Below are 25812 nucleotides of genomic sequence, written 5' to 3'. Positions count from 1 at the left end.
GCGATGTTGTTACTTGATTTACCCCTCGACATCGAGGCGCCAGTGCCATGGTTGCATTGGGATAATGATTCGCACAAGGTGCTCAGCGAAGGTGAAGTCGCTAATAGCGCGGCACTAGCGAGCTTAGCGGATTCCTTCGCGGCGGTGCCGTGTTATGCACTTCTGCCCGGTACTGCAGTGAGCGCACATCGGGTTGTATTGCCAAAGGGTGGCCGAGTTGGTTTGGCCGCCTTGCCTTATCAGTTAGAGGATAAGCTCTGTACAGATTTAGAAGATGTGCATATTGCTGTGGGGGCAATACAGGCCAAGCAGCCCGCCGATGTGCTAATTGCTGATCACGGTTTAATGCAGGCCTGTTTAGACGTGTTGCGCGAAAGTGGTTTGCGTATTAAAGCCTTGTTGCCAGATTATGCTGTTTTACCTAAAAATACCGTGGTTATCGATAACGAGCAGGTCGCGGCAAACATTCACGCCCAGCCTGTCGGTATGCATACCGAAAATTTTGCGGTGTGGCAGCAAATTATTGGCCCTGAGCTTAGCGCCGAAGCTATGCAGGTTTACTGTATTGGTGAATACGATGACAGCCAATTTGGCGACGATGAACATATCGTCAGCCGATGTAAAAACAGATTGCAGGCTTTTGCTATCGGCTTTCAGGCACTGCCGTTGTCGCTGCTTAGCGGGCGCTATTTACTAAGAGATGAAAGTGGCGAGGCGATTGGGCGTTTGCGTTGGCCAATTATTTTGCTGCTGGTATTACTGGGTTCGCATTGGCTGGGCTTGGGCTTGCAAACCTATCGGGATAATCGCGAGGCGGATGCGCTCGACGAGGCAATGGTGACGCTCTATCAACAGACTTTTCCTGGCAGCCGGGTCGTTAATGCGCGCAGTCAAATGCGCAGTCAAATAAACGCCCTCGAAGAATCCGGCGGCAAAGGTTTAATGATGCCTTGGCTCGAGAAAATCGCGGCCACGAGTAAAGCCAAACCGGGAATTACTCTCGCGCAGTTAAATTATGAAAATGATCCGGCAGTAATGAAATTAATCCTGAATGCAGCGTCCTATGAGGTTGTTGATCAGTGGCTTGCGACCTTGAAAGCGCAGGGCGTAGATGTCGAGCGCGGGGCTTTTGGCCAACAAGACAATGGCATTGTCGGTCAGATAAGCATACGGGGTGAAAAGTGATGAAGTGGCTGAATCAACTATTGGAAGGTCGTACTGAGCAAGAACGACTCACTTTAATTGCTGGTGCAGCGGTGGCCGTCCCGTTAATTATTTGGCTGTTGTTGTGGCAGCCACTCCTCGCGGCCCGAGATAATGCGCAGACTCGCTTGGAACAGCGCCGCGGCTCCTATGTGTGGATGCAGCAGGCAGCAACCCAACTACAGGCGGCTCATGGTAATGAGCCCACAGGAGCGCTATCTGGCTCGCCGCAACAGCAAATTACCGGAGCTGCAGCGGCATTGGGGGTTAATGTTAACCGCCTTGAGCCGCAGTCTGCAGGTCGTTACAGCTTGTGGGTTGCCAGCACAGATTACACAAGTGCAGTACGACTCGTTGAAGCCTTGTCAGTAGCCGGGATGACTGTCTACTCTGTCAATATGAGTTTATTAGATGTGCCTGGGAACGTGTCTTTGCGCGCTTCTGTAGGGGGCGCAGGATGAAGCGTTCGTTATGGATAGGGTGTGGAGCGGCGTTCCTTATACTGTGTTTAGTGATGAGCAGCCCGGCGTGGCTGGTAAGTGATTTAGTCGTCAAACAATTGCCGGAATTAAAGCTCGGTACGGTGAGTGGTCGCGCTTGGCGTGGCCAGGTTGATTACTTGCAGTACCAGGATATAAAGCTCAGGCAGTTACAATGGCATTTTAGTCCAACAGGTCTTTTTCGTGGCGTACCGCTGGCAATCAGTTTTACTAACCCGGCTAAGGTTACCGCGCTCGTCGGCGTTGCTGCTGAAAACACCTTGCGGTTGCGAGATGTCGAGGCCGAAGGCAATATTGCTGAGTTAATGGGAATTGCTCAGTTGCCAAGTATGGGATTTGATGGCGTTGTTGAGCTGGGCTTGGTTGCAGCTGATGTGAGTCCAGCTGGGTGCGTCTCAATCGCTGGAGGAGTTACCTTGGCTTCTCTACTTGGCGATATTGATGGTATTGGTGATATTGCGCCAGTATCCGCTGAATTAAGCTGTACCAACGGGCAGCTTACCGTGGTGATCGATGAAAATAATCCTAGCCGAGTACGTGGCCAGGTGATACTTAGGAACAATGGGCGGCCCAGCGGTAATATAATGCTGTCGCCAGAAAAAGGCAGTGCTTTGTTTAAAAGCTTGGGCTTGTTTTTAGGTGCGCCGCGCAATAATACTGATTTTGTAATGCGGTTTTAAACCGAGTTTTATCTGACTAAAGTGCCCCCTTAATGCATTAGCACAAGGGGGTACCATCTTTAATAGCCGCAGAGGCTCGCATAGCGGTCGCGATGAAAACTACTGTTGCCAAATATTTGATTTGCTACCCGCGAGCGCTTCAAAAATAAGCCAATATCTAACTCATCAGTCACACCAATGCCGCCATGCATTTGCACGGCTTCGTTGGTTACCAATTCAAAAACATCATTCAATTGTGCTTTCGCCAAACTGGCAAGTTGGGGCAAGTCCGCTCGATTTTCATCGATTGCCGTTAGTGCGTCGAGCACAACCGATTTTGCCAATTCTAATTCGGTAAACATAATGGCCGCGCGGTGCTGCAAGGCTTGGAATGTACCGATTTTAACGCCAAATTGGTCACGTTCTTTTAAATAGGCTACCGTGCGCTCAAAGCATTCGAGTGCTCCGCCGAACATTTCTGCTGCTAAGCAGATACGTCCGCGATCCAATACTTGATCGAGCAAGGGCCACCCTTGGTGAAGCTCGCCGACTAAAGACTCACTGCTGATATTAACGTCTTCAAAGTAGATGCTGGCAGCATTGCGACTGTCTAACATGTGGTGGCGGCTGCGTTGAATACCCGGCGCATTGGCATCGACAAGGAACAAACTGAGGCCATTGAAGCCAGTGCTATCGGCTTGACTGCGGGCAACCACGACGAGTTGCTCTGCGCTATGACCGTCTAAAACAAAGGTTTTGCGCCCATTTAAAGTAAAGCCATTAGCTGAAGCAGTTGCTGAAAGTTGAATCCCGTCAGGGCGGTGGTGAGGGCTTTCTTCAAGCGCGAGCGCGAGGCGCAATTCACCTGCCGCGATCTGCGGCAATAATGCCGATTTTTGTGTTTCACTGCCGCCGAGGATCAGCGTTGACGCGCCGAGTACGACGCTGGCGAAGAGTGGCGACGCCGCCAACGTGCGGCCGCTCTCTTCCAACACGGCGCCCAAGCCCAAAAAGCTAAAGTTCAGACCATCATAGGCCTCTGGGATTACCATGCTGGCCCAGCCTAGTTCGGACATTTTCTGCCAGTGTTCCGGGTCGTAACCCAGGGCATCTTTGCTGTCGCGCAGTTGACGCAGCGCCTCGACAGGCACGGATTTTGTTAGAAAGTCTTTCGCAGTGTCTTTCAGCAAACGCTGCTCTTCATTTAATACCAATGGCATTGCCGGACTCCTTTGCGCTTGTTGTTGGCGTGTTGGCTAGTGGGTTTATTGCATTGCCGGTAGTCTTCATACCGGCAGGCCTAGCACGCGTTTAGCGATAATATTTAGCTGCACCTCGGAGGTGCCACCGGCAATCGAGAGGGCTTTTGAAAACAGCCAGCCCTGATTGCTCAACAGTTCGTCGTCGCTAAATTCTGAATCTTGCCAACCCAGCGCGCGATTGCCTAAAAGCGCCATTAGCACTTCTTCTTTGCGTTTTGTTTCTTCCGTGCCTAGGTACTTCATTATTAGGGGGATGCTGCTGTCGGCGTTGCCGTTCATGCGCTCTTCAAAACTGCGAAAGTGGGTGAGGCCAATAGCCCGAAAGCGCATTTCGTGCGCGACTAACTGATCCCGAAGGCCACGATCTTTGAGTTTGCCGTCTGCACCGAGGCCCACGTATTTAAGCGCTGCTTGTACCGGTGTAAAGCTTGGGCCGGGGGTGTCGCCGCCAATTTCTGCCATGAGTTTACGTTCATGTTTAAGCAGTGATTTAGCAACCGACCAACCTTGGTTTAATTCGCCGATGAGATTGCTCTTTGGGACTTTCACATCATCAAAAAACGTTTGACAGAATTCGGAATCGCCGCTGATCAGGGGGATGGGTTTCGCAGTAACACCGGCTTGATCCATGTCGATCAAAAGAAAGCTGATTCCCTCTTGTTTCTTGGCTTGAGGATCGGTGCGAACAAGGCAAAATATCCAATCTGCTTTATCAGCATTAGTCGTCCAAATTTTGCTGCCATTGACTAAAAAATGGTCGCCGCAATCTTCTGCGCGGGTTTGCAAGCTGGCCAGGTCTGATCCAGCGCCAGGCTCTGAATAGCCTTGGCACCAGCGTACCTCCCCACGGGCAATTTTAGGAATGTGCTGGCGCTTTTGGTTCTCGCTGCCGTACTCCAGTACGGCGGGGCCAAGCATCCATATACCAAGATCAAACAAGGGGGTGCGGCAGCCTAAGGCTTTCATCTCGTCTTTGAGTATTTTAGCTTCGCGCTCGCTCAGACCGCCACCGCCCAATTCACAGGGCCATTCAGAAACCGTCCAGCCTTTATCGCGCATCCGCTCAAACCACAATTTGGCATCAGCACTGGGGAAACTAATATTGCGGCCAGCCCAAACTTGTTCTTCTTTGGTAATTGGCTGGCGCTGTGATTCGGGGCAGTTTTCTTGTAACCAAGCGCGTACGCTGGTGCGGAAGTTGTCGAGATCACTCATGTCGATTTTCTCAAAATATTGTATTGCAGGAGTAGCGTATTGTTGTGGGCCAGCTTAGCCGACAAGGGAATTAAGACAAGAACGAATTACGTCATCTCATTGGCAAAAGAGGTCACGTGGCGCTTTTACCACGTCGTTAACCTTGGCCCTACTGCAATTGGGTCATATCGGCGTTTATAAGATGGCGATAAGCTTTGGTGATACAGGTTAACAATAAGAACAGGGGATGCGATGAAACGATTTACAGATAAAGTGGTACTCGTGACGGGGGCTGGTTCCGGCATAGGTCGTGCCTGCGCACTTAGGCTTGCCGCGGAGGGTGGTAAGCTATATTGCACTGACATTCAACAGACCGATTTAGATAGCTTAGTACAGGAGATTCAAGAATCGGGTGGTAGCGCCATTGCGGAGCGTTTTGATGTTAGCGCCATTGGCGCTGCGGAAAAAACGGTGGCAGCGTGCGTAGCGCATTTCGGCAAGCTTGACGCGGTTGTTAATATGGCGGGTATTCTACGCTTTGCTAATTGTCATGAAACCTCGGTAGAGACTTGGTCGCAGATCATTGCTGTGAACTTAACCGGCACATTTTTACTGTGCAAGGCGGTATTGCCTGAGCTGCTTAAAACCAAGGGTAATATTGTTAACGCGGCATCTACTGCGTCGTTACAGGGTTTACCCTGGGGTGCGGCTTATGGCGCGAGCAAGGGTGGGGTGCTGGCCTTAACCCGCAGTATTGCGGTTGAGTACGCCAAACGCGGGGTTCGGGCCAACTGTGTTTGTCCTGGCGATATCAATACCAATATGGTGCAGGGTTTGAGTTTTCCGGAAGATGCGGATTTTGATTTGCTGAGCAGAATTACCTCGCTAAGCGGCGCAAAAGGGCCGGAAGTGGTGGCCGGTGTTGTTGCGATGTTGGCGTCGGAGGATGGCTGTCATATTACTGGAGAGCATATTCGCGTTGACGGCGGAATACTAGCCTGAGCCGAATTTACGGATATTAATAAGCGGTTATATGGCCGTCGGCCGAGTACTCTGCCATCATTACGCTTGGTAATTTGCAGGGGTATCGGAATATGAAAGAAAGCTATTTACTGGCCATAGACCAGGGTACAACCAGTTCGCGAGCAATTATTTTTAATGCTCAGGGCGGTGTATGCGGTATTGGCCAAGAAGAGTTTAGCCAACACTACCCTGAAGATGCTTGGGTTGAACATGACCCTGAAGAAATTTGGCAGACAACCCTAAATAGCTGCCGTAAAGCGATAGCAGATGCTGGCTTAACCGCGGCAGAAATTGCTGGTATCGGAATTACAAATCAGCGCGAAACGACCGTGATTTGGGATCGCCAGACCGGTCGAGCAATTTACCCCGCAATAGTCTGGCAAGACCGTCGCACGGCTAAACACTGTGCTGAATTAAAGTCCCAAGGTGTTGAAGAATTAGTCGCACGCCGCAGTGGTCTGCTGTTAGACCCCTATTTTTCCGGTACCAAAGTAGCGTGGATATTAGACAACGTCGACGGTGCTCGGGCGCGCGCCGACGCCGGAGAATTGGCGTTTGGCACCATAGATAGCTTCTTGTTGTGGCGCCTAACCGATGGCGCTCAACATGCCACCGACGCCACAAATGCTTCACGGACCTTACTTTTTAATATCCATAATCAAAGCTGGGACGCGGAATTACTGAGTCTTTTTAATATCCCGAGCTCGCTACTCCCCGAAGTGAAAGACAGTTGTGACAACTACGGCGAATGCAGTCCCGACTTATTTGGCGCAGCAATACCCATCTGCGCCCTGATTGGTGATCAGCAAGCGGCGACAGTCGGGCAGGCGTGCTTCACTCCCGGTATGGTGAAAAGTACCTACGGTACAGGCTGTTTTGTGGTGCTGAATACCGGTAGTAAGGCCCTGAGTTCAAAACATCGTCTGCTCACGACGGTTGCCTATCGTATAAATGGCGAGGTTACCTATGCCCTGGAAGGCAGTATTTTCGTGGCCGGGGCTGCGGTGCAATGGTTGCGTGATGGCTTAAAGCTGATTGGCTCCGCCGCAGAAACTCAGCCTCTGGCTGAGAGCGTTGCTAGCTCCAATGGGGTTTATATGGTGCCGGCGTTTACGGGGTTAGGGGCGCCGTATTGGGATCCCGATGCACGGGGCGCTATTTTTGGTATAACCCGTGATACCGGTATCGCACATATCGCGAGAGCGGCACTGGAGTCGGTCTGTTATCAAACACGGGATTTACTTGAAGCGATGCGTGGCGATGGCGCCGACTTTGCTACGCTGCGGGTAGATGGTGGTATGGTCGCCAATAATTGGGTAGTGCAGCGCCTTGCAGATATGCTGGACTGTCGCTGTGAGCGGCCACAGGTCAGTGAAACGACCGCGCTAGGCGCGGCGTATTTAGCGGGTTTGCAATTGGGGGTTTATGCGTCGCTCGACGAAATTGCTGGCCTCTGGCAGTGCGAGGCGGGCTTTGATCCCGCAATGAATGAGCTTGATCGCGCTAGGCGATATACTGGCTGGAAAAACGCCGTGGCGCGCGTGCGTACGTCATAAGCTAGGTGGCGAACCTTAAGGCGCTATTCTCGGCGTAAAGCCAATGAAGGCGCCTTAAAAGTCGTGAATTCGCAAAGACAGGTCAAGGGCGCTTATCGGCATTGGCCGGCATACATAATAGCCCTGCACATACTCCACGCCCATGTCGCGCACAATTTCTAATGCTGCTCTATTTTCAACGCCTTCGACAATGACTTTTTTACCGAGGTTATGGCTCATTTCCACCATTGATTTCACCAGCACCTGATCACTTTCGCGTTCGTGAATGAAGCGGATGAATGATTGGTCTATTTTTATATAATCTACTGGCAATTCGCGAACATACTCAAATGATGTAAAGCCAATGCCGAAATCGTCAAAGGCGACTTTGGCGCCAACCGCCTTAAAATTATTCAATAATTTTCGTGCCGTACTTAAGTTTTCGAGTGCGTCGGTTTCGACAACTTCAAAAATGAGACGGTCGGGATTGGCGCCGGTGCGCTGCAATATTTCGTTCAGACGCTCTTCAAAGTCAGGCTGCTCCAGCGTTGGCGCGGTGATATTGATGCTTAGCCCGGTATGTATGCCGGAATCTTGCCACATCCGTTGTTGGCGCATGGCTTTTTCCATAACAGAAAAATCGAGGCGCGGCATAAGCCCAGATTCCGCCGCGATTCCTAAGAAATGCGCAGGGGAAATAAATTGGCCTTCGTCGTCGAGCATACGCACCAAACATTCGCAATGGCTGATGCTATTCAGGTTTAAATCGAGTATGGGTTGGTAAAAAAGTACTAGGCGATTGCCGCTTAACGCTGATTGCAATTGCTCCTTCATGCGGTATTTTTCGTGGCGGGTGACGCGGCTGGTGTCGTCAGATTCCGCAGCGTAATATAAATTGCCTCGCGATTTACTTTTTACTTTGATCATTGTTGATGTGGTATTGGATATTAATTCATCCACGCCACTTAGGCTGTCGTCGTAGCTATCTACTACGATAGAGAGGCAAATCTCCTCTTTGATATCCCCTTTGCTAAAAGAGAAACGTGTTAATTTCTCGAGGCCGAGATCCCTAACACCCTGCTTTGAACTTAAGGTATGGTGGATTATCGCGCAAAACTCGCCGGATCCTGTTCTTGCCAAAAGGCTACTTTCAGGTAGCTCGCGCATTAAATGTGCGGCGAGATCATTTAGCAGGCGGTCGCCGGCGTCAAAACCAAAGCGGTCATTAAAAATTGCAAAGTCATCAATATCAAACATCACAAGTTCGATTTGGTCTTTGTCACGGTGTTTGGTAATAAATTCATTGGCATTTTCAGTAAAACTGCTACGGTTTAATAGGCCGGTTATGCGGTCATGCTGCCCTAGCCAGTGCAGACTTTCCGCTGCTTCCTTGCGTTCGGTTATGTCAATGCCCATTGACAGGATGTGTGCTACTTCATTGACATGCAGGCAGGTATGCGTCCACAGAAAATACAATTTACGACCGTCATCGGTGTAAAAGGGCATTTGCCCCTGGGACTTTTTCCCTGTGGTGTCAGTAATACTCTGTAGTGAAGCGGAGAGAGACTTGCTTTGTGTTTCGTTCCTGACCCATGTATTAATATTGGCATTGATGGGCGCTTTGATATCCAGGCCCGTTAATTCCCTGCCCATTTTATTGATATTTCTAATGGCGCCAGCACTGTCGTGAATGATGACAACCAAGGGAGAGGCATCGAGTATTAACTCATTAAAGACCTTAGCTTCGGTAAGTGCTTCAATCTTGGTTTTGAGCTCATTGCGGTGTTGATCAACACTGCTATTCATACGTTCCAACGACAAAATTACATCGCCCACGGTGCTTTGCAGAACATCAATTTCGTCAGTGTATTTTTTCGTGGACAGTTGTTTTTGCAGAAGACTTTGTGCCTTTTGAAAATGCCCTTCAGGAAGCAATGGCAGAATTTTCGATAATTTCATAAGGCGGTCTAGCGATGGCTTTAAAATAAAACTTATCAGAACAATGATCAGGAAAAGTGTAATCAAGGTGGAGAACACTACGTCCTTTAGCGCCTGTGTTTGCTGCGCCTGAATTTGGGATTGGTCTTCAATGACTGCTGCGTAGGAGACGACGTCGTCGTCGTTTTGGCTTAAACGGTAAAAACGGGCGCTATAGAGGCCGTGGTTCGTTAATTCAAAAAAGTCGTGTTTATCCTCTTTTGTGAAATCGACGGATTTTAAAATATCAGCCAAGACGATACTCATTTTTTCAGCGTGGCTGGCCGCTATAATTCGGTCGGGCGAAAATGCACCGCCTTGCTGATTCATGGCGAGCAGGGCGATATCCGCGCCAGTAATTTCGTAAAAATCTTGGATTAGCAATGTCGCAGAGCGATTGATATTGATGATGAGCTCCCGCCCGTCATCAGTAATAATTGGAATATAGACACTTTGAAAACACTGCTGGACGCAGTTTAGCGTCGCGATTGGGCGCTGCTTGCGTGAGAGTGACTGTGCCGCGGCGGTTAATTGGTTTCTACTGGGGCGAACACTTGCACTGTCTTGCACAGAACTGGCCAAAATAGTCCCATCTTTATTGAGGTAATAGGTGGACTCAATACCTGATAGCAGGGAGGGCGGCCGAATATTGTTATCGATGATTTCGGCTTCGCTTGGTACGGTCTGTTGGTCAGCGAGGCGAAAGAGCTCCTTGCTGGAGCGCTCAATAAGTGCCGTTAAGGTGTTCTCAAGTAGGTCAAGTTTACTAAGCACCGCTTGATGTTGAGATTGGATGGTTTGGATATAACTTAAATAACCACGACCGCCCATGACAATAGCCACTGCGAGAAAGAGCACAACGCTCAGTTTGCGTTGTAGGCCGAGGTTAACCGAGCTTGGCGACGAGGTATTGGGCATTAAGGGCTTAGTTTTTGGTGAATTCAGAATCGGTATCCTATCATGACGGCAAATATTTCGGTGCGTTCATTAATGAACATAGCGCTAGCGTTATCGTTAAGGGGAACGCCGGATGTACCTCTCATGCCATAAACGTCTGCTTCAATAATCCAATTTAAGCCCGGCGACCAACGCGCACCGAACATAAGGTTGTGGCTGTCGGTTTCACTGCGGTTGCCGCGGTCTAACACGCTCATTTCATAGCGGCCAACTAGCGTAACACCCGCTTGTAGCCGATACTGAGCTTGCAGATAAGCCATCTCAATTGTCTGTGCTTGTGAACCTTGTCCGGTTTGGAAGTCAATATTGATTAAGCTGTATTCGCCAGTGAAACTCCAGTTTGCCAGATTTTTTTGGGCGGACAGCACGTAGCCGCTGGCGTCAACTGAGAAATCGGGGGTGTTTGGAAATGCTGACTCTAGGTCTAAATGGATATTCAGCATCGAAAGTGCGAATTTACTGTCTCCGCCGTTGCGCGAATGGAGCAGTTGCGCGTAGATCGGATCCTTCACTCCACCCTTATGGATAGTCTGGGCTAATGGACCTATAAAATTTCTAATAATGTCACTTGATAAGCTTTTATTGCGGCCCAACGTTAAATTAAACGTTGTTGTGTGGTTGCTTGCATCCCAGTAGCTGTAGAGCTGAACGCCGTCGCTGGCAAATAGGAGCTCACGGAGTCCATTCCCTTCAAAATAAATAGCTTGGGGCATGAGTATGCTGGGTCGGGTAAATAGCACGTCGCGGGTGTCGTTGTAAAAGCCATAGGCATTGCGCACGCGACCGAGCCTAAAGCCGAGGCCAGAAGTGTCGGTTTCCACGGATTTTAGGTCGGCAAATAGGAAGTCGATTTTTAAGTCGCCGTTGTCGCTAGTACCGGCGTCTCGAGTGAGTAATTGACCTGCGAAATTTAAGTTCGGGGTGACGCGCCAAGTGCTGTTGACAGCGGCTTCCATATAGTCGGTACTGCCCCGTTGACTGTCGCCGTAAAAATTATTGCCATCACTTAGCAGGTAGGCCTGGGAGACAAAACCGTGGAATTGTAGGTCGTCGGACATCTCGGCATAGCTTTGAATTGGGTTAGCCAGCGAGACTACCGTAAAGGCCGCAATTCGGATCAATTGTTTGAAATATAAAGTCATTGTCTAGTACTCGCTGCTGGTTCGAAGAACGAACAGTTTTGTGGCGGGCCCACTTACCGTTGCTACGTCGTTCGTGCTGCTGATGGGTGCGTAACCGATTGCGCCAGGCGTGGCGTTAATGATCGCTTGCAATTCTTGTACATTATTGACGATGGTTGGCGGTATGCCGGTCCCGCTGAATATTAGCCGGTCCCATTGCTCGCGGAGTACATAGGGGTAGACTTTAAGGATCGATTTACAAAATTTTTGATGTAGTGGATTTTGATCAGGCAATACAAATACCTTAATAGGCGTTTTGTCGTCCCAGCTACGCTTGCGAATCGTAAATATTGCCCGCAGATTGGCTAAGTTGAGGTCACCTGCTTCTACTTCTGAATTGGTAAGCACGACTACGCCGCTGTCGTTGAGGGCGGTGCGAATGACTTCAGCGTAACTGCCACTAGCAAATAGACTGAGGGAGAGGCATAGAGCGTAGGCTAACCATGGCCTCCGAACCTGATGGGGACTTATTGGTATTGGATTGGTCACAATACTTTTCTGCGGTGCTATAGAACTTGTCATCGTTTTATTATTACCACCTGTTACCGCTAAATGGGGCGTTTTAAAACTCAATCTATTTGTTATTGCTAAAGTGATCAATAAACGCCATTAATCTTTTTGCATTTGCGCCGAGATCCCCTTTGCCAACGCGGGACGTCGAGCGAAGGTCAATTTTTGAGCCGCTGCTAGTCGCTTGTATTCGGATAGAAATATCGTCGATAAAACCAAACCAAAAACTCCCTGCCTGCGCTTCTATGTGTCCCTCATGCTGATAATAGACCAGCCATCCCATTTCGCTAGCAATTTTGTAAGCTTTACTTTGTGATTCTGCTACTGAGAGTGGACTAATGAGTGTTGTTAACGTGGGATAGGCCTGCTGTTGCAGCGGAATATTGGCAGTTTTGTACAGCAGTGAATTGTCACCTGGCTTGCGTAGGGTGGGGGCTTTGATAAAAATAGGTGGGTTTTGGGTGTCGGTGCTTACGTCATGGATTAAGGGCGCGCCAGCACCTTGGAAAATGCTGAAGCTAAAAAACACAATTGCAGGCAGGGCGATGATGGCGGCATTGCTTAACTGACGACGTTGCTGTGCTGACTTTGCCCTGCGGGTAAAAAGCGCCGATGCGCTAATGCTAATAAAGCTCAGCAGGCCGGCTAGGCTGAACATCAGTAGGCCGACTTGGTAACCAAATACGTCGAAACGCGCACCTGCAGTGCCAAAAAGTAATAATAATAGTGAGGCAGTGGCGAGGCTGAGCGTTAATGCGGCGATGGTCATAGAGGGTCCGAGCTGTTTTTCGCAATCTTACCAAAGGGTAATAGGGATGTACTGTTTTTTTTGCGCTGGCCGTGATTTACTTCGGTTATTGCACTGTAACTAAATGCTTGGTAGCACTACTAAATAATAAGGTGAGGATTGGAGTATGGGACGAGTTAGCGGCAAGGTATGTATTGTAACGGGTGCGGCAAGTGGTATGGGTAAAGCCGACGCCATTATGCTGGCGGCAGAGGGCGCTAAGGTGGTGCTCACCGATCTTAATGAGGTAGATGGCCAAGCTGTTGCGGCTCAAATTGGTGATGCTGCTATTTTTGTTAAGCACAATGTAACCAGTGAAGAAGATTGGCAGCGGGTGGTAAATACTGCAGTGGAGCAGTTTGGCAGACTTGATGTGCTGGTGAATAACGCAGGTATGATGACCCTAGGTAATGTTGTTGATTGCAGTCTTGAAGATTATCGCCGAGTGAATGCGGTGAATAGCGAAGGGGTGTTTCTTGGCTGTAAAACGGCAATACCTGCGATGGAAGCCTCTGGGAATGGCGGTTCTATTATTAACATGTCGTCGGTTGCAGCAATGCACGGTATGTCGTTTGTGGCGGCGTACAGTGCGAGTAAAGGTGCGGTGATGGCGCTAACCAAGTCGGTGGCATTGTATTGCCGCGAAAAACGTAATGGTATTCGTTGTAATTCAATCCATCCAGACGGTGTTAAAACGCCGATGGTCTTTAAAGTGGCTACTGGCCAAGATTCCGCTACCAGAGAAGAGATTGAGTCATTATCTACGGTTGAGCATCCAATGTGTGAGCCTGAAGATATTGCTTCTTTAGTGCTATATTTGGCGTCGGACGAGTCGAAATTTGTGAATGCGGCAGAAATGTTGATTGATAATGCTTCGACTGCAACGCCGCCAATTAGTATGTAAGGCTGAGTGCAAGGCATACCGGGTTCATAATAAGCACACAATAAAAATAAGGGGACAAAGTGCGAAAAATCATCTATTTGATGTGGACTGATACGCCGGGGCAGGATTACAACGCGCGCCTGTTACGGGACTTGGCGCCGTCATTGCGTGAGCGAGTCGGCGTGACTGGTGTTCAGTTGAACCTCGTTGATGATGACGTGGCGCCGGCGGTTGGGCTGCGAATGGAAAACTCTGCGCAGGGTTTTGATGCCATGTGTACCTTGTATATTGAGGATGACGCAGAGCTTAAGTCTTGCCAGGAACTTATCCAAGCCTGCTGTGTTCAGTTTAGTCGCTACCATGTGGATGAGTTTGAACCGCTGGCGAATACCTCGCAGTTGACGGCGGCAGGGCAGCGTACTCCTGGCTTTAGTCAGGTGGCGCTGCTGCGCTGTCCACAGCGAATGAGCTATGATGACTGGCGCGCATATTGGCAAGACGTTCACACCGATGTTGCTATTACGACCCAATCTAGTTTTCGCTATGTACAAAATGTGGTGACCGAGTTGGCTGGCAGTGATGTTGCTTGTTATCACGCCATTGTTGAGGAGTGTTTTCCTGCCGAAGCAATGACTGATTCAGAAGTGTTTTACGCTGCGAAAGGTGATCCGGATACCTATCAAGCAAATTGCCAAAAAATGATTGCCAGTTGCCAGCAGTTTATCGATTTTGATGAAATTGATGTGTTGCCAACGAGTGAATACCGGTTTTAAGTTTATTGCAGGTCGCAAAGAGGCCGAGAACAGAAGGATTTAAACGTGACCACGCCCACTCTCCCTAAGTCTTGGCAACGCCAATTAGGCGGGGAGTTTGAGCAAGCTTATTACCGAGAGCTAACGGCCTTTTTGGCTGTTCGACATGCTGCGAGGGCAAAGATTTTTCCTCCCCAAGAGACGCGCTTTTCGGCATTCACCCATACGCCTTTTTCTGACGTCAAAGTCGTTATTCTTGGCCAAGATCCATACCACGGTGAGGGGCAGGCTCACGGCCTGGCTTTTTCGGTATTACCGGGCGTCAAAATTCCACCGTCGCTTAAAAATATCTACAAAGAGCTACACCGCGACCTTGCGCTGCCCGTGCCCGAGCATGGCTTTTTAGCTGGCTGGGCGGAGCAGGGCGTGCTGCTATTAAATGCGGTACTAACGGTTGAGGAGGCAAATGCAGGTTCCCATCAGGGACACGGTTGGGAGCGGTTTAGTGATGCCGTTATAGCTGCCTTAAATGCTGAGCGCGAAGGACTGGTGTTTATGCTCTGGGGGGCTCACGCGCAAAAGAAAGGCGCAAACATTGATGGCCATCGCCATTTGGTGTTGCGGACGACCCACCCATCGCCGTTGTCGGCGCATCGCGGGTTTTTAGGCTGTGGGCATTTTTCTCAGGCCAATACGTATTTGGCTTCGCGAGGTCAACAGGGGATAGATTGGCAATTGCCGCCCCTGGACGAGCCGGAGTTTCAGCTTACTCCTTAGGCATATCATCCATTATAGCCTCGAGAGTGTCGGCCAAGAAGCGGCTGGCCGCGATTTCCATGGCACGTCCTAGCTCGGCGTCGACGACTTTTTCAGCGAGTGGCCGCAGTCGCCAGATCAACTCGGCAATTTTTGGCAGCTCTTCCCGTGGCGGTAATTTTTGTTCCGCATAGGGTTCTAGAACGTGTTGGGAAACCAATTTTACAAACTCATCGGCGACGCGCTGAACATTGCCGCGCATCATTCTTAGAATATCCAGTAGTTCATCTAGTGGAATGCCGGTGCTGCAAAGCTCCTCTGCAACTTTCAATGTGTGCATGCTAGATATGCGCATTTGGCTTCCGGCGACGCTAAATAGGCCGAGGTCGTGGGCAGTTTTTATGGCTGAGGGCGTTAACTTACTACCAAACATGCGAACCAGTTCAGTCATTGGTATTGTGGTTGGCGCTTCATTTGTCCATGGCGAGTTAACCGCCGTTTCGATCCCGAGTATTTCGCTCAGGCCCACGCCTTCTTCTAGCGCGGCCAATAGTTCACGGATCGAGGAAAGGGTGTAGCCGCGATCAAGTAAGTTGGCAATCAGCCGCAATCTTGATAAATGCTGATTGTTGTATACGCCTTTGCGGCCTTGTAATGCTGGCGGTGGGAGCACACCACGGTCTTGGTAAGCGCGGATATTTCGCACCGTGGTATTGGCGGCGATGGCCAGCTGTTCTACGGAGTAGTCGCGCTGGACTTCCGGTTCTGCGTCGGCATCGATAGAGCCCGCCTGGGGCAGCAGTTGTGCCATGCTAATGATGGTTTCTTCGGGGAATTTCATGGTCGTTGCTTTTGGCGTCTCCGTGCGAAGTGGCGGTCAGTGGTGGCCACTCGATGCGTGATTTTCACTAAAGCTCGCGGCAATTGCAATTAGTGGGGTAATTGACAGCATTAATTTGTCGGGGCAGCCAATGTTACATTACCTTAGTGGTGTCACTGTAAACAAACAACTTGACATGTGAATGGCTGAATATTAACTTATCATCAATCAATGATTCATAGATTGTTGTAATTATAAAAATAATTTGATTAGAGGTTTGTGTATGAGTGTACGTTCCATTGTTCCTGCATTTTGGACAATCACTGTTGTTGCTTTTTCGCCAGTAGTCAGTGCTGCGCAGCTCGAAGAAGTTGTTGTGACGGCTCAACATCGCAGTCAAAGTTTACAAGATGTTCCCGTATCAGTAAGCGCTATTAGTGGCGATAAAATGATGGAAGCGGGCATTAATCGCATGGAGGATCTCCAAGCTTACGTTCCAAACCTAACAGTTACCGAAAGTGGGATCAGTACCGACATCTTTATTCGCGGTATTGGTACCGGGATGAACCAGGGGTTTGAGCAATCTGTTGGCATGTATGTAGACGGTATTTATTATGGCCGCGCACAATTAGCGCGCGCCCCGTTTCTTGATCTCGCGAGGGTCGAGGTGCTGCGCGGTCCGCAAAATATTTTGCACGGTAAAAATAGTATTGCAGGCGCAGTTAATTTGATTACCGCTGATGCTACTGAGTATTTTGAAGGTTTGTTGTCGACACTTTACGAACCGGAATTTGATGAAAAAGTTTATGATTTAATGCTGTCTGGCCCTTTGACGGATACTGTCGGTCTGCGGTTCTCCGCGCGGATTCGTGAGTATGGCGGTTTTATGGAGGACTTGTTCCAGAAAATCGACGGCCCGCAATATGACCAAGAAACTTACCGTCTCAAAATTAATTGGCAAGCCACCGATGCCACCAAAGTATCGTTAAAAGCTGAGATAGGTAGTTTTGATTCCCTTGGTCGTCAGGCGGAAATCATAAATGATGAGCCGTCGACCTCGGATGTATTTTTGTTTACCGGCAGGACCGAGGCAGAAATTTTAGATAACACTCAATTCCCCGGTATTGTAAATGTTGATACCGATGAGTCTGTTCTCAATAACTATCAGGATTATAAAGGCGCCTCCAATGGCAACTACAGTAATAACGACACCACCAATTTAACCCTGAATATTACAAATATTACAGAAGGTGGCCATGAGTTCACCTCGATAAGCGGCTACATGCATTACGAATACAGTGATCTTTGCGATTGCGATGTAACACCGGCGAAGCTATTTACCCTTGAGTTAGGTGAAGACTACACTCAGTACAGTCAAGAATTACGCTGGGTTTCACCAGCAGGTGAGAATGTAGATTATATTGGCGGTATCTATTTACAGCGTAACGAGCTTGATTTCCGCGACAAGCTTATTCAAGACTCTGACGTCGTGGTGCAGTTGCTTAATGCAGCAGATTATTTAGAGGGTGGCGCGCGGGGTGATGTCGACCCCAATCCATTGGGCGGCTCGGTCGCGGAAATTGTAGGTATTGGTGATGCGGGTAATGCGATTGAAAATATCACCGCGCCGCGCATTTTTTTAAGTACCTCAGATATTTTTTCTGCGTTTTTACAAACTACCTTTCACTTTGGTGATGATTGGCGAATGACCCTTGGTGGTCGGGGAACAATTGAGAAAAAGACCGGTAGCCGTAAATTAGATTTGGCAGACCTAGACGGTAATTCATTGCCTATTGGCGAGGTTGATACCGTTTCGGGTATTACCTTCTCCGCTGAACGTCACGACCTCCAAGGTAAGCGTACTGAGCAATCATTCTCACCTTTGTTAAATTTTCAGTGGGATTATTCTGAAGAGGGCATGGCCTATTTTACAGCAACCAAGGGTGTAAAAGCGGGGGGCTTTGACGCGCGTTCAAATATGTCTCCGAGCGCTGAGCCTACGCCACGTAACCCTGGAGCAGTTGTTGCTAATCAAAGTGTGTTAATTGGTACCTTTGAATACGAGGAAGAAGAGGCGAGTAGCTTAGAATTCGGTTTGAAGACGGGCTTGCTTGATGGGGCGGCCGAAATAAATCTTGCGGTCTTTTACACGCTCTATGAAGATCTCCAGATCAGTATTTTTGACGGTACCCTTGGTTTTAACGTGGGCAACGCGAAGGAAGCAGTGACTCAGGGTATTGAAGTTGATGGGCGCTGGCAGTTAACGGATTATTTTAGTCTTGGTGGTGCGTTTTCGGTAATGGATTTTGAATTTACTGATTTTGAAAATGGTCAGTGTCGTCAGGATCAAGCGCCGACCTCAAGCAACGGCATAAATTGCGACTATACCGGCATGACCAATCAATACGTTGCCGATTGGTCGGGTACGTTTCTGATGGGCTTTGTGGCACCTATTACCGATAAACTTGGTATTGGTCTGGGCTTGGATTTTGTATTTACTGACAAATACAACCCGTCGTCTAATTTGGACCCCCGCGTTGAGCAAGACGGCTTTGTTAAAGTGAATGGCCGTATTGGTATTAGCGCCATTGATAAGCAATGGGAGCTTGCCTTGGTGGGCAAAAACCTGACTGACGAAGTGATTATTGTTTATGCCGCAGACACGCCGCTGTCGAAAACTATTTTTGGCGCTACAAGCCATACCGGTTTCTTAGAGCCGCCGCGTTCGATCGCAATGCAATTCACCTATCGCATGTAATGTCTGCGTGTCTCCGTACTGCGCAGCGGCGCGGTGACACGCCCAATTCAAAGATTGGAGCTGGGTTCAATGCTTAAAATAAAACCGTTTTTTTTGTTTCTCGGTTTAGTTCTTTCTGCAGGTACTATTGCGGCGACCGAGTGGGAGCTGGCGAAAGACGCCGATAATATACAGGTCTACACCGGAAAAATTTCGGGTAGTGACTATAAGGCCTTTCGTGGTGTGGGCGTGGTTGACGCTGAGCTGAATCAGCTTATGGCTGTTTTAGATGATACGCCCAATTTTGTGCACTGGATGTATAACTGTAAATCGCCGGTCTTATTGTATAAAGCCAGTTTGTTGGATCGCTATCAATATTTGCAGAATGATTTCCCGTGGCCGGCAAAGGATCGGGATATGATTTTGCGCAATGAGATCAGCCAAGACCCGCAAACCCGTATCACTTTGGTGAAGCTAAGTTCTGTGCCCCTCGCTGAGCTGCCGAAAACAGCGCAAGCGGCGATGCCAAAAGCAGACGGGGTGGTTCGTATGGAGGGGGTGCAAGGTTTCTTTGAATTGAGTCCGCTCGCCAATGGACAGACCAAAGTGATTTTTCAGTTACACCTGAATCCAGGTGGTGGCTTGCCTGCATCGTTGGTGAACACCCAAATCGTTGATAATCCATTCGAAACGCTTAAGGCGCTCCGCAAACACGTTACCAAGCCGCAGTACGCGAATTTCAACCCGTTTTAAGCATGTTCTGTGCTTGATTGTGACGGCCTAGATATTTATCTCGGCCGTTATTTTTTTGTAATGACTTAGCAATTTTTGTTATCGAAAGCTGTACATTTTTTAATGAAATTAACTTGACATCAATTGATGGCAAGATTAACGTTACACACATCGATGTTACATAATAAAATGTTTTATAAAGGAGTGTGTTATGAAAGGTCTCAACAACAAAATAGTGCAACCTGTTCGTCGCAATCTCGAGTTCCAACTGCCAAAGGATCGTATCGGTGACTGGCATGCAGGTGGCGCCCATATAACGCATTTCTTTAATGCATTATCGATTTTCTTCCCTGACGGTGAGCGGTTTTTCATCGATAGCGTCCGTCATTATCGGGGTCGCATTCAAGACCCTGAGCTTAAGGAGTCTGTGCGTGGCTTTATTGGTCAAGAAGCGATGCATGGCCGGGAGCATGAGGAATACAATCAGGCCTTAGTGGATAAAGGCTTGCCCGCCGATCGTTATGGTCGCTTTGTTTTGGGATTGCTGAAATTTTTGGGTCGTTATTCACCCAAGATTACACAATTGGCGGGAACGATTGCGCTAGAGCATCTCACCGCAATTCTCGCGAACATGGTATTGAGTGAACCGCGTATTCTCAAAGATGCTGAGCCACGATTTGCTGCATTGTGGAAATGGCATGCGCTTGAAGAAACTGAGCATAAAGCTGTTGCCTACGATGTTTTTCAGCAAGTGATGGGCGGCGGAGTTTTGGGTTATATCCATCGTTGTATCGCCTTGTTAACGGCGACGTTTACCTTTTGGCTATTGGTCATTCCGTTTCATATTGGCTTGGTCCGCAAAGAAGGCCAAGCGCTGAATATACGTGGCTGGTTTAAAGTGATGAACTTCCTTTGGGGCTCACCGGGTGTGCTACGCCGCACCATTCCAGACTGGCTGGATTATTTCAAGCCAGGCTTTCATCCGTGGGATCACAACAACGCCCATTTCCTTGATGGCGTAGATGAGCTTGTGGCTGAGGTTGATGGCTACGGCGCTCCCGCGGGCGCTGCAGCATGACAAGTGGCCGCACTGATGTAAATGACGCTGCACTGGCGTCATTTACCGCGCTGCATGAGCAATTTCAGAACACGCCGCTTGCCAATATTGATGCCAAGGCCCTTAGGTCATGGCATCGTAAACCCAATTTGTGGCAGCGGTTGCTGCCATTGTTTGCACGGCAGGCTGGCCTGAAAAGTGATTTTTGCCACGTTGACGGTCATAGGTTGCAGTACTGGGCCGGTGGCTGTCCATCTGGCCCGGTTGTGGTGCTGCTCCATGGCTTTGGTTCTAGTAAAGAAAATTGGGCCTACCTCACGGCTAAATTACGAAAAACCTACTATCTAGTGGTGCCAGATATACCCGGTTTTGGACAGAGTGATTTTATATTTGAGGCTGAGTATCACTTGGCCGCACAGGCGGATCGTTTGGCGCTGTGGCTGAAACAGATAGGGGTGGAACGGGCGCATTTTGTTGGTAGCTCGATGGGTGGTGCAATTGCGGCGCAAATAGCGGCGCGGCATCCGAGCTTAGTCAATAAACTTTGCTTAATGAATTCCGCTGGCGCACCGGGCAAGCACATCACACAACTGGAAAGTGGCATCGCTGCCGGGGTCAATTATTTGGCGCCAACAAAGGCCCGTGATGCGTGGCAGGTTTTCGCGATCGCCATGCACCCGCGGCAACGATGGTTTGGTATTTTGCTCGGTATATTGATGGGTGGCGCGATGAGTCAACGCAAAGCCCTTAACGATTTTTTGTTTGGCAAGTTGGTTGAGTCCTTAGCAGATACCTATGTCAGTTTGGCGACGATAGGTGCGCCCACGCTTGTATTATGGGGCGACTCCGATCAGGTGCTCGATGTTAACTGCGCCGACGTCTTTTGTGAGCAGATCGGGAATGCGAAGGCCATGGTTTTACCTTCGGTGGGCCATTTGCCGATGCTTGAAGTGCCCAGCTTAACGTCGCGCATATTGCATGACTTTTGGCGTGCCAATTAAGAAGTGAGATAAGACAATGTCTAAGAATAATAATGACGCTGCGGCGGTTGTTGAAGTTGCGATCATCGGTGCCGGTTTCGGTGGCATGGGTTTGGCGATTCGGCTCCAGCAGCAGGGTGTTCGAGATTTTGTAATTTACGAGCAGGCCAGCGATGTTGGCGGTGTGTGGCGCGATAATATTTACCCCGGCGCCGCCTGCGATGTGCCGTCCCATTTGTATTCTTTTTCCTTTGAACCGAATCCGGATTGGGGCCGTAGTTATGGTCCGCAAGAAGAAATATATCGCTATCTTCAGCACTGTGCAAAGAAGTACCAATTATCGCGGCACATTACATTTAACGCATCGGTAAGTGCGCTTGAGTTTGATGAGAATAGTGGCGTGTGGACGATTGATTTTAGCGACGGTCGGCAGGCTAAAGCGCGCGCTGTGGTGCTAGCAATCGGCGCCTTGAATATTCCGCAATACCCCAAAATTGAAGGTATTGAAAAATTTGCTGGGAAAGTAATGCACACCGCCGAGTGGGATCCGGACTACACGCTTGAAGGCAAGCGCGTGGCGGTAATTGGCACCGGTGCGAGTGCAATTCAAGTAGTGCCCGCTATACAACCCAAAGTGGCATCATTGGCTTTGTTTCAGCGCACGCCACCATGGGTTATGCCTAAATTCGATGGTCCTCAAAGGCCTGTTCGGCAAGCGCATTTTCGACGCTGGCCATTTTTACAAAAGCTGCTTCGCAATGCTCAGTACTTACTTGGCGAGAGTGTGGTACCTGCGTTTATGTGGGACAGCTTTTTGACCCGCTTTGGTGAGTTCATGGGGCGTCGTTATCTCAAGAAAGTGGTCGCCGACCCGGTACTTAGAGCGAAGTTAACACCTGGCTATGCTATGGGTTGCAAGCGGGTGCTGCTATCAGATAATTATTATCCTGCCGTTATTAAAGATAACGTGAATCTAGTGACAACAGGTGTTAGCCATCTAGACGAAAATGCCATATACGGCGCCGATGGGCAGCGTTTAGAAGTGGATGCGATTATTTTAGCCACGGGTTTTAAAGTGCCGGTTTCTGGCGCGCCAATGCCTGTGCGTGGCCTGGGCGGTCGGGATTTAAATGAAGACTGGGCGAGTGGTTCTGAAGCATACAAAGGTATGGCGGTTTCTGGCTACCCCAATTTGTTGTACATCATGGGGCCGAACACTGGGCCGGGTAACACCTCTGTTATTTTTTATATCGAGTCGCAAATCCGTTACATATTGCAATATTTACGCACTTTGCGTGGCAATCCGAATGAATATATTGATATTAAGCCTGAGGTGCAAAAAGCATTTAATGAAGATGTGCAGCGGCGTTTCAAAGGGACCACGTGGACCTCTGGTTGTAATAGTTGGTATTTGACCGCTGATGGTAAAAACACCACCTTGTGGCCGAGCTTTTCGTGGCAATATCGGCTGCGTACACGACATTTTAATAGCGCTGAATACCGCTTTATTGAAGTCGGCGATGCTGATGTTAGCGATGGGTCGCCGGTAAATGAAATGGCCGCTGCGAGTTAGTACTAGGAATAAAAACAATATTGGGAAGGGGATGTTGTGAAGAGTTTTAAGAATAAGGTTATTGCCGTAAGTGGCGCCGCGTCAGGCATCGGTCGCGCTTTGGTTGAAGGTCTGCTGGCGAGTGGGGCAAGGGTTGCGGCGTCTGATGTGGATGAAGCTAATTTACAGTCCTTACGTGAATTTGCCGGTGCCGAGTTTTTATTACTCTCAAAAGTCGACGTGAGTGAGGAAGCGGCGGTCCACGCCTGGGCGGCCGAGGTTAAAAATCATTTTGGCGATGTAGACGGCGTGATTAATAACGCCGGCGTCGCGTTAAGCTGTCATGCTGCGCAGCAGCCTCGGGCGCAAATGGAGTGGTTGTTTAATATTAATTACTGGGGCGTGATTAACGGCGTCGAAGCGTTTTTGCCTGAGTTATTGCGCCGGCCTGAGGCGTGTATTGTGAATATTTCCTCGTTGTTTGGGTTAATGTCGGTGCCGTCGCAGTCAGCCTATAATGCAGCTAAGTTTGCTGTACGAGGCTACTCGGAGTCTTTGCGGCAAGATCTGCGGGACACTGCTGTAAAGGTTGTAACGATTCATCCTGGCGGCATTCAAACCAATATCGCAAATAACGGCCGCCACCTGCACTCAATTACGGGCAATGCGGCCGATGTCGATAAAACCGCAGCGCTATTTAATAGTATTGCTGCCACTACTCCACAGCAGGCGGCAAAGAAAATTATGTGGGGCATGAGAAAGTCAAAAACACGGGTTTTAATCGGCAGCGACGCATGGTTTTTAGATAAGATTCAGCGTTTATTTCCCGCTTGCTATGACCGCTTAGTGGTGCCAATTATGAATGTCGGCGCGCGAATGGCCCTCAAGCGGGTTTAAAATCAGTCTTTGCTCGGGACCGGGTAGGGAAGCTCTTCAATACTAAGTGCTGCGGAGCTGTCGGCAAAATGAATGTTGCCGTCCGTTACCGCTTCTGCAGTCAATACCGCCAGCAGGGTGCTGCTGGTATCGCCGTTTACCATGCTCACTAGATTGCCGATGCTTTGGCCACTGTCGCCACTGTCGCCACTGTATAGCTCGGTCCCAGCGGGGTAGTTGCGGGCAGCCTCAGCTACTTCAGCCTTGTAGAGCCTACGTTTTAGCTTGCCACGATATTGCATGCGGGCAACGACTTCCTGCCCCGTATAGCAGCCTTTGCTAAAACTCACGCCGCCAATTACCTGGTAGTTCAGCATTTGAGGAATAAACATGTCCTGGCTATTGGCGCAGACTTCGCCGATGCCGGCGGAAATATTGAGTGCCTCCCAATAATTTGCGCTGCAGACTTCGGCCGTTGAACTTAGCTGCTGCCAGAGTGCGATTGCCTGTGCGCACAACCCCCAGTATTCAAAACGCTCGCCGGCCTCGTCCAATTGCACAATAATCCCATTGTCGCTGCTGACTTGCGCCATGGCTTGACTTGGTAAAGTGTCAAATATCGTCATTAAGCTTTGACGAGCCATTTTACCGTTGATGCCGATGGCAACGCGCTCAGCGCCGGCGTTACGGATTTTTGCTTTGGAGAACACGATATATTTGCCAAGGGTGTCGCGGCCGCTGTCGGCTGTGTCGGCATGAAGCCTTAGTAAAGCAGACTCAGGCGATGCCATGCCCGCCAGAAAGCTGATGACCATGCGGCCTTTAATATTGCAGTAACTCCCCAGCGAAGCTTGCTCTGTGCTTATTGCTCGCCAATCGCAGGTGGTCTGACCTTGCAAAAACTTACTGCTGTCAGGTCCTTCGATTGCGAGAAAGCCGTATTGGCTTAGCGGGCAAATTTGCAGCTTGTCGGTGCTGAGCTGGCCATTAGCAGTTTGCTCGTTCAGCTGCCAGTAGCCACGGTTGATTCGGCTGTCTGGATAGGTGTCGCTTAGGTGCTGCCAAAATTCGTTCATAGTGTCTCAATGATAAAACGGTCGAGATTAAATGCCTTACTGTTGCGCGCACGCTGTGTGCTCGCCGCAGATTGACGGTATAATACGCGTTTTGCACGCTGTTATCTCAGCGCTGCAGTGACGTAGTGGAAAATAATGGTTTCGGAAAACGAGTTCAAGCGAATTTGCTGGGCCTGCCGTCGCGGCATGCTGGAATTAGATTTGGTCATGGAGCCTTTTGTTCAAAAGCGCTTTCGTGAACTTGATGAGGCGGATCAGCAGCGCTTTATCAAACTTCTTGAGTGTGAAGACACCGAGCTGTTTAGCTGGTTCCTGGGCCGGGTAGAGCCCGAAGATCCAGAATTGTGCAAAATTGTTCGCATTATCAATGCGCACGCCAAAGCCGCTTCAGCTTGATTTAACCCCTTCGCGCTGGCTGGCGGGCTATTTGCTGCTGGTTCATGCGCTGGTGGTGTGGGCTATGCTGGCGGTTTTGCCGGTGTCATTTGCGGTGCTTGGTGTGTTTGTAGTTGTGGCGTCATGCCTCTACTACTGGCGGCGCTTTGTTTCATTTTCAGGCTTGCAGTCTCTAGCTGAATTAAAGTTTGCGAATAATTGTTGGCAGGTCTTACGCAGTGGCAGCCAGAATTATGAAAATGTGGAGTGGTGCGGCGCGACTATTTTTCCGTATTTCGTTGTACTTCTGTTTCGTGATACCCGGGGCCGGCGCCTGAACATTGCGGTGGTTGCCGACCAAATTGATTCTCAATCCTTTCGGCGCCTGCGGGTCATTGCCCGCCACGCTCGCTATTCGATCGCTTGAT

24 protein-coding genes are annotated in these 25812 nt (G+C 49.4%); 16 read left to right on the top strand and 8 right to left on the bottom strand.

Annotation, left to right across the window (positions count from 1 at the left end):
* Window positions 1–3: 3 nt before the first annotated feature.
* The 3 genes from gspL to gspN are packed head-to-tail and all read left to right on the top strand — an operon-like array spanning window position 4 to window position 2383.
* A complete protein-coding gene (gene gspL, locus ABD836_RS05035) occupies window positions 4–1185 on the top strand; it encodes a type II secretion system protein GspL (RefSeq protein ID WP_344933577.1) in 1182 nt (393 codons plus the stop codon).
* Window positions 1185–1664, top strand: coding sequence for a type II secretion system protein GspM (gene gspM, locus ABD836_RS05030; protein WP_344932979.1), 480 nt, complete (start codon window positions 1185–1187; stop codon window positions 1662–1664). Before gspL ends, gspM begins: the two co-directional genes overlap by 1 nt.
* Window positions 1661–2383 (top strand): type II secretion system protein N, encoded by a 723-nt coding sequence (gene gspN / locus ABD836_RS05025; protein ID WP_344932976.1) that lies wholly within the window; start codon window positions 1661–1663, stop codon window positions 2381–2383. Before gspM ends, gspN begins: the two co-directional genes overlap by 4 nt.
* A 59-nt stretch (window positions 2384–2442) precedes the next feature.
* Here the strand turns inward: gspN and ABD836_RS05020 are convergent, their stop codons facing one another.
* Window positions 2443–3582 (bottom strand): acyl-CoA dehydrogenase family protein, encoded by a 1140-nt coding sequence (locus tag ABD836_RS05020; protein ID WP_344932973.1) that lies wholly within the window; start codon window positions 3580–3582, stop codon window positions 2443–2445.
* Between the two features lie 66 nt (window positions 3583–3648).
* The gene (locus ABD836_RS05015; protein WP_344932970.1) at window positions 3649–4839 is read right to left on the bottom strand and encodes an acyl-CoA dehydrogenase family protein; all 1191 of its coding nucleotides are present in this window, start codon (window positions 4837–4839) and stop codon (window positions 3649–3651) included.
* A gap of 231 nt (window positions 4840–5070) precedes the next feature.
* Between ABD836_RS05015 and ABD836_RS05010 the strand changes: the two genes are divergently transcribed.
* Both ABD836_RS05010 and glpK read left to right on the top strand, forming a co-directional pair.
* Window positions 5071–5820 (top strand): SDR family NAD(P)-dependent oxidoreductase, encoded by a 750-nt coding sequence (locus ABD836_RS05010; protein ID WP_344932967.1) that lies wholly within the window; start codon window positions 5071–5073, stop codon window positions 5818–5820.
* Between the two features lie 92 nt (window positions 5821–5912).
* On the top strand, window positions 5913–7397 hold the full coding sequence (gene glpK, locus ABD836_RS05005; protein WP_425583009.1) for a glycerol kinase GlpK: 1485 nt from the start codon (window positions 5913–5915) through the stop codon (window positions 7395–7397).
* A 54-nt stretch (window positions 7398–7451) separates the two neighbouring features.
* Here glpK and ABD836_RS05000 read toward each other — a convergent pair whose 3' ends face one another.
* From ABD836_RS05000 to ABD836_RS04985, 4 genes are read right to left on the bottom strand one after another with little or no spacing between them, the layout of a single operon-like run.
* Entirely contained in the window at window positions 7452–10271 is a 2820-nt protein-coding gene (locus tag ABD836_RS05000; RefSeq protein WP_344932964.1) for an EAL domain-containing protein, read from the bottom strand.
* A gap of 23 nt (window positions 10272–10294) precedes the next feature.
* Window positions 10295–11452: a hypothetical protein gene (locus ABD836_RS04995; RefSeq protein WP_344932962.1), complete on the bottom strand. Its 1158-nt coding sequence runs from the start codon at window positions 11450–11452 to the stop codon at window positions 10295–10297.
* 3 nt (window positions 11453–11455) lie between these two features.
* Window positions 11456–12013 (bottom strand): hypothetical protein, encoded by a 558-nt coding sequence (locus ABD836_RS04990; protein ID WP_344932960.1) that lies wholly within the window; start codon window positions 12011–12013, stop codon window positions 11456–11458.
* A gap of 52 nt (window positions 12014–12065) precedes the next feature.
* Window positions 12066–12770 (bottom strand): DUF1499 domain-containing protein, encoded by a 705-nt coding sequence (locus tag ABD836_RS04985; RefSeq protein ID WP_344932958.1) that lies wholly within the window; start codon window positions 12768–12770, stop codon window positions 12066–12068.
* A 145-nt stretch (window positions 12771–12915) separates the two neighbouring features.
* Between ABD836_RS04985 and ABD836_RS04980 the strand changes: the two genes are divergently transcribed.
* From ABD836_RS04980 to ung, 3 genes are read left to right on the top strand one after another with little or no spacing between them, the layout of a single operon-like run.
* Window positions 12916–13692, top strand: a complete 777-nt coding sequence (locus ABD836_RS04980) for a glucose 1-dehydrogenase (protein WP_344932956.1) — start codon at window positions 12916–12918, stop codon at window positions 13690–13692.
* A 59-nt stretch (window positions 13693–13751) separates the two neighbouring features.
* Window positions 13752–14444, top strand: a complete 693-nt coding sequence (locus ABD836_RS04975; RefSeq protein WP_344932955.1) for an EthD domain-containing protein — start codon at window positions 13752–13754, stop codon at window positions 14442–14444.
* Between the two features lie 45 nt (window positions 14445–14489).
* Complete coding sequence (ung, locus tag ABD836_RS04970) at window positions 14490–15200, top strand: uracil-DNA glycosylase (protein ID WP_344932953.1); 711 nt, start codon at window positions 14490–14492, stop codon at window positions 15198–15200.
* Here ung and ABD836_RS04965 read toward each other — a convergent pair.
* On the bottom strand, window positions 15190–16020 hold the full coding sequence (locus ABD836_RS04965; protein WP_344932951.1) for a MerR family transcriptional regulator: 831 nt from the start codon (window positions 16018–16020) through the stop codon (window positions 15190–15192). The two genes, ung and ABD836_RS04965, sit on opposite strands and share 11 nt — an antisense overlap.
* A gap of 262 nt (window positions 16021–16282) precedes the next feature.
* Here ABD836_RS04965 and ABD836_RS04960 point away from each other — a divergent pair, with 262 nt between their 5' ends.
* From ABD836_RS04960 to ABD836_RS04935, 6 genes are all read left to right on the top strand, one after another.
* Entirely contained in the window at window positions 16283–18757 is a 2475-nt protein-coding gene (locus ABD836_RS04960) for a TonB-dependent receptor (RefSeq protein ID WP_344932949.1), read from the top strand.
* Window positions 18758–18826: 69 nt separating this feature from the next.
* A complete protein-coding gene (locus ABD836_RS04955; protein WP_344932946.1) occupies window positions 18827–19489 on the top strand; it encodes an START domain-containing protein in 663 nt (220 codons plus the stop codon).
* A 190-nt stretch (window positions 19490–19679) separates the two neighbouring features.
* Window positions 19680–20546: a metal-dependent hydrolase gene (locus tag ABD836_RS04950; RefSeq protein WP_344932943.1), complete on the top strand. Its 867-nt coding sequence runs from the start codon at window positions 19680–19682 to the stop codon at window positions 20544–20546.
* Window positions 20543–21526 (top strand): alpha/beta fold hydrolase, encoded by a 984-nt coding sequence (locus ABD836_RS04945; protein ID WP_344932941.1) that lies wholly within the window; start codon window positions 20543–20545, stop codon window positions 21524–21526. Before ABD836_RS04950 ends, ABD836_RS04945 begins: the two co-directional genes overlap by 4 nt.
* Window positions 21527–21542: 16 nt before the next feature.
* Window positions 21543–23078 carry a flavin-containing monooxygenase gene (locus tag ABD836_RS04940; RefSeq protein ID WP_344932939.1) on the top strand — a complete coding sequence of 512 codons (1536 nt, stop codon included), beginning with the start codon at window positions 21543–21545 and terminating at the stop codon, window positions 23076–23078.
* 36 nt (window positions 23079–23114) lie between these two features.
* Window positions 23115–23954, top strand: coding sequence for an SDR family NAD(P)-dependent oxidoreductase (locus ABD836_RS04935; RefSeq protein ID WP_344932937.1), 840 nt, complete (start codon window positions 23115–23117; stop codon window positions 23952–23954).
* Between the two features lie 2 nt (window positions 23955–23956).
* On the opposite strand, the gene ygfZ is transcribed toward ABD836_RS04935, so the two are convergent.
* The gene (gene ygfZ, locus ABD836_RS04930; RefSeq protein ID WP_344932934.1) at window positions 23957–25009 is read right to left on the bottom strand and encodes a CAF17-like 4Fe-4S cluster assembly/insertion protein YgfZ; all 1053 of its coding nucleotides are present in this window, start codon (window positions 25007–25009) and stop codon (window positions 23957–23959) included.
* A 135-nt stretch (window positions 25010–25144) separates the two neighbouring features.
* Here ygfZ and ABD836_RS04925 point away from each other — a divergent pair, with 135 nt between their 5' ends.
* A complete protein-coding gene (locus ABD836_RS04925; RefSeq protein ID WP_344932932.1) occupies window positions 25145–25405 on the top strand; it encodes an FAD assembly factor SdhE in 261 nt (86 codons plus the stop codon).
* A complete protein-coding gene (locus tag ABD836_RS04920) occupies window positions 25377–25811 on the top strand; it encodes a protein YgfX (RefSeq protein ID WP_344932930.1) in 435 nt (144 codons plus the stop codon). The genes ABD836_RS04925 and ABD836_RS04920 overlap by 29 nt, the downstream gene beginning before the upstream one ends.
* Window position 25812 lies beyond the last annotated feature (1 nt).

Source organism: Zhongshania borealis, assembly GCF_039539625.1.
GTDB classification, from domain to species: Bacteria; Pseudomonadota; Gammaproteobacteria; order Pseudomonadales; family Spongiibacteraceae; genus Spongiibacter; species Spongiibacter borealis.
This window is presented reverse-complemented; position numbering and strand designations above follow the sequence as displayed.

Coding starts and splice junctions, on each gene's coding strand:
- gspL (WP_344933577.1), top strand. CDS start 4: ATGTTGTTACTTGATTTACCCCTCGACATCGAGGCGCCAGTGCCATGG.
- gspM (WP_344932979.1), top strand. CDS start 1,185: ATGAAGTGGCTGAATCAACTATTGGAAGGTCGTACTGAGCAAGAACGA.
- gspN (WP_344932976.1), top strand. CDS start 1,661: ATGAAGCGTTCGTTATGGATAGGGTGTGGAGCGGCGTTCCTTATACTG.
- ABD836_RS05020 (WP_344932973.1), bottom strand. CDS start 3,582: ATGCCATTGGTATTAAATGAAGAGCAGCGTTTGCTGAAAGACACTGCG.
- ABD836_RS05015 (WP_344932970.1), bottom strand. CDS start 4,839: ATGAGTGATCTCGACAACTTCCGCACCAGCGTACGCGCTTGGTTACAA.
- ABD836_RS05010 (WP_344932967.1), top strand. CDS start 5,071: ATGAAACGATTTACAGATAAAGTGGTACTCGTGACGGGGGCTGGTTCC.
- glpK (WP_425583009.1), top strand. CDS start 5,913: ATGAAAGAAAGCTATTTACTGGCCATAGACCAGGGTACAACCAGTTCG.
- ABD836_RS05000 (WP_344932964.1), bottom strand. CDS start 10,271: ATGCCCAATACCTCGTCGCCAAGCTCGGTTAACCTCGGCCTACAACGC.
- ABD836_RS04995 (WP_344932962.1), bottom strand. CDS start 11,452: ATGACTTTATATTTCAAACAATTGATCCGAATTGCGGCCTTTACGGTA.
- ABD836_RS04990 (WP_344932960.1), bottom strand. CDS start 12,013: ATGACAAGTTCTATAGCACCGCAGAAAAGTATTGTGACCAATCCAATA.
- ABD836_RS04985 (WP_344932958.1), bottom strand. CDS start 12,770: ATGACCATCGCCGCATTAACGCTCAGCCTCGCCACTGCCTCACTATTA.
- ABD836_RS04980 (WP_344932956.1), top strand. CDS start 12,916: ATGGGACGAGTTAGCGGCAAGGTATGTATTGTAACGGGTGCGGCAAGT.
- ABD836_RS04965 (WP_344932951.1), bottom strand. CDS start 16,020: ATGAAATTCCCCGAAGAAACCATCATTAGCATGGCACAACTGCTGCCC.
- ABD836_RS04960 (WP_344932949.1), top strand. CDS start 16,283: ATGAGTGTACGTTCCATTGTTCCTGCATTTTGGACAATCACTGTTGTT.
- ABD836_RS04955 (WP_344932946.1), top strand. CDS start 18,827: ATGCTTAAAATAAAACCGTTTTTTTTGTTTCTCGGTTTAGTTCTTTCT.
- ABD836_RS04950 (WP_344932943.1), top strand. CDS start 19,680: ATGAAAGGTCTCAACAACAAAATAGTGCAACCTGTTCGTCGCAATCTC.
- ABD836_RS04945 (WP_344932941.1), top strand. CDS start 20,543: ATGACAAGTGGCCGCACTGATGTAAATGACGCTGCACTGGCGTCATTT.
- ABD836_RS04940 (WP_344932939.1), top strand. CDS start 21,543: ATGTCTAAGAATAATAATGACGCTGCGGCGGTTGTTGAAGTTGCGATC.
- ygfZ (WP_344932934.1), bottom strand. CDS start 25,009: ATGAACGAATTTTGGCAGCACCTAAGCGACACCTATCCAGACAGCCGA.
- ABD836_RS04925 (WP_344932932.1), top strand. CDS start 25,145: ATGGTTTCGGAAAACGAGTTCAAGCGAATTTGCTGGGCCTGCCGTCGC.
- ABD836_RS04920 (WP_344932930.1), top strand. CDS start 25,377: ATGCGCACGCCAAAGCCGCTTCAGCTTGATTTAACCCCTTCGCGCTGG.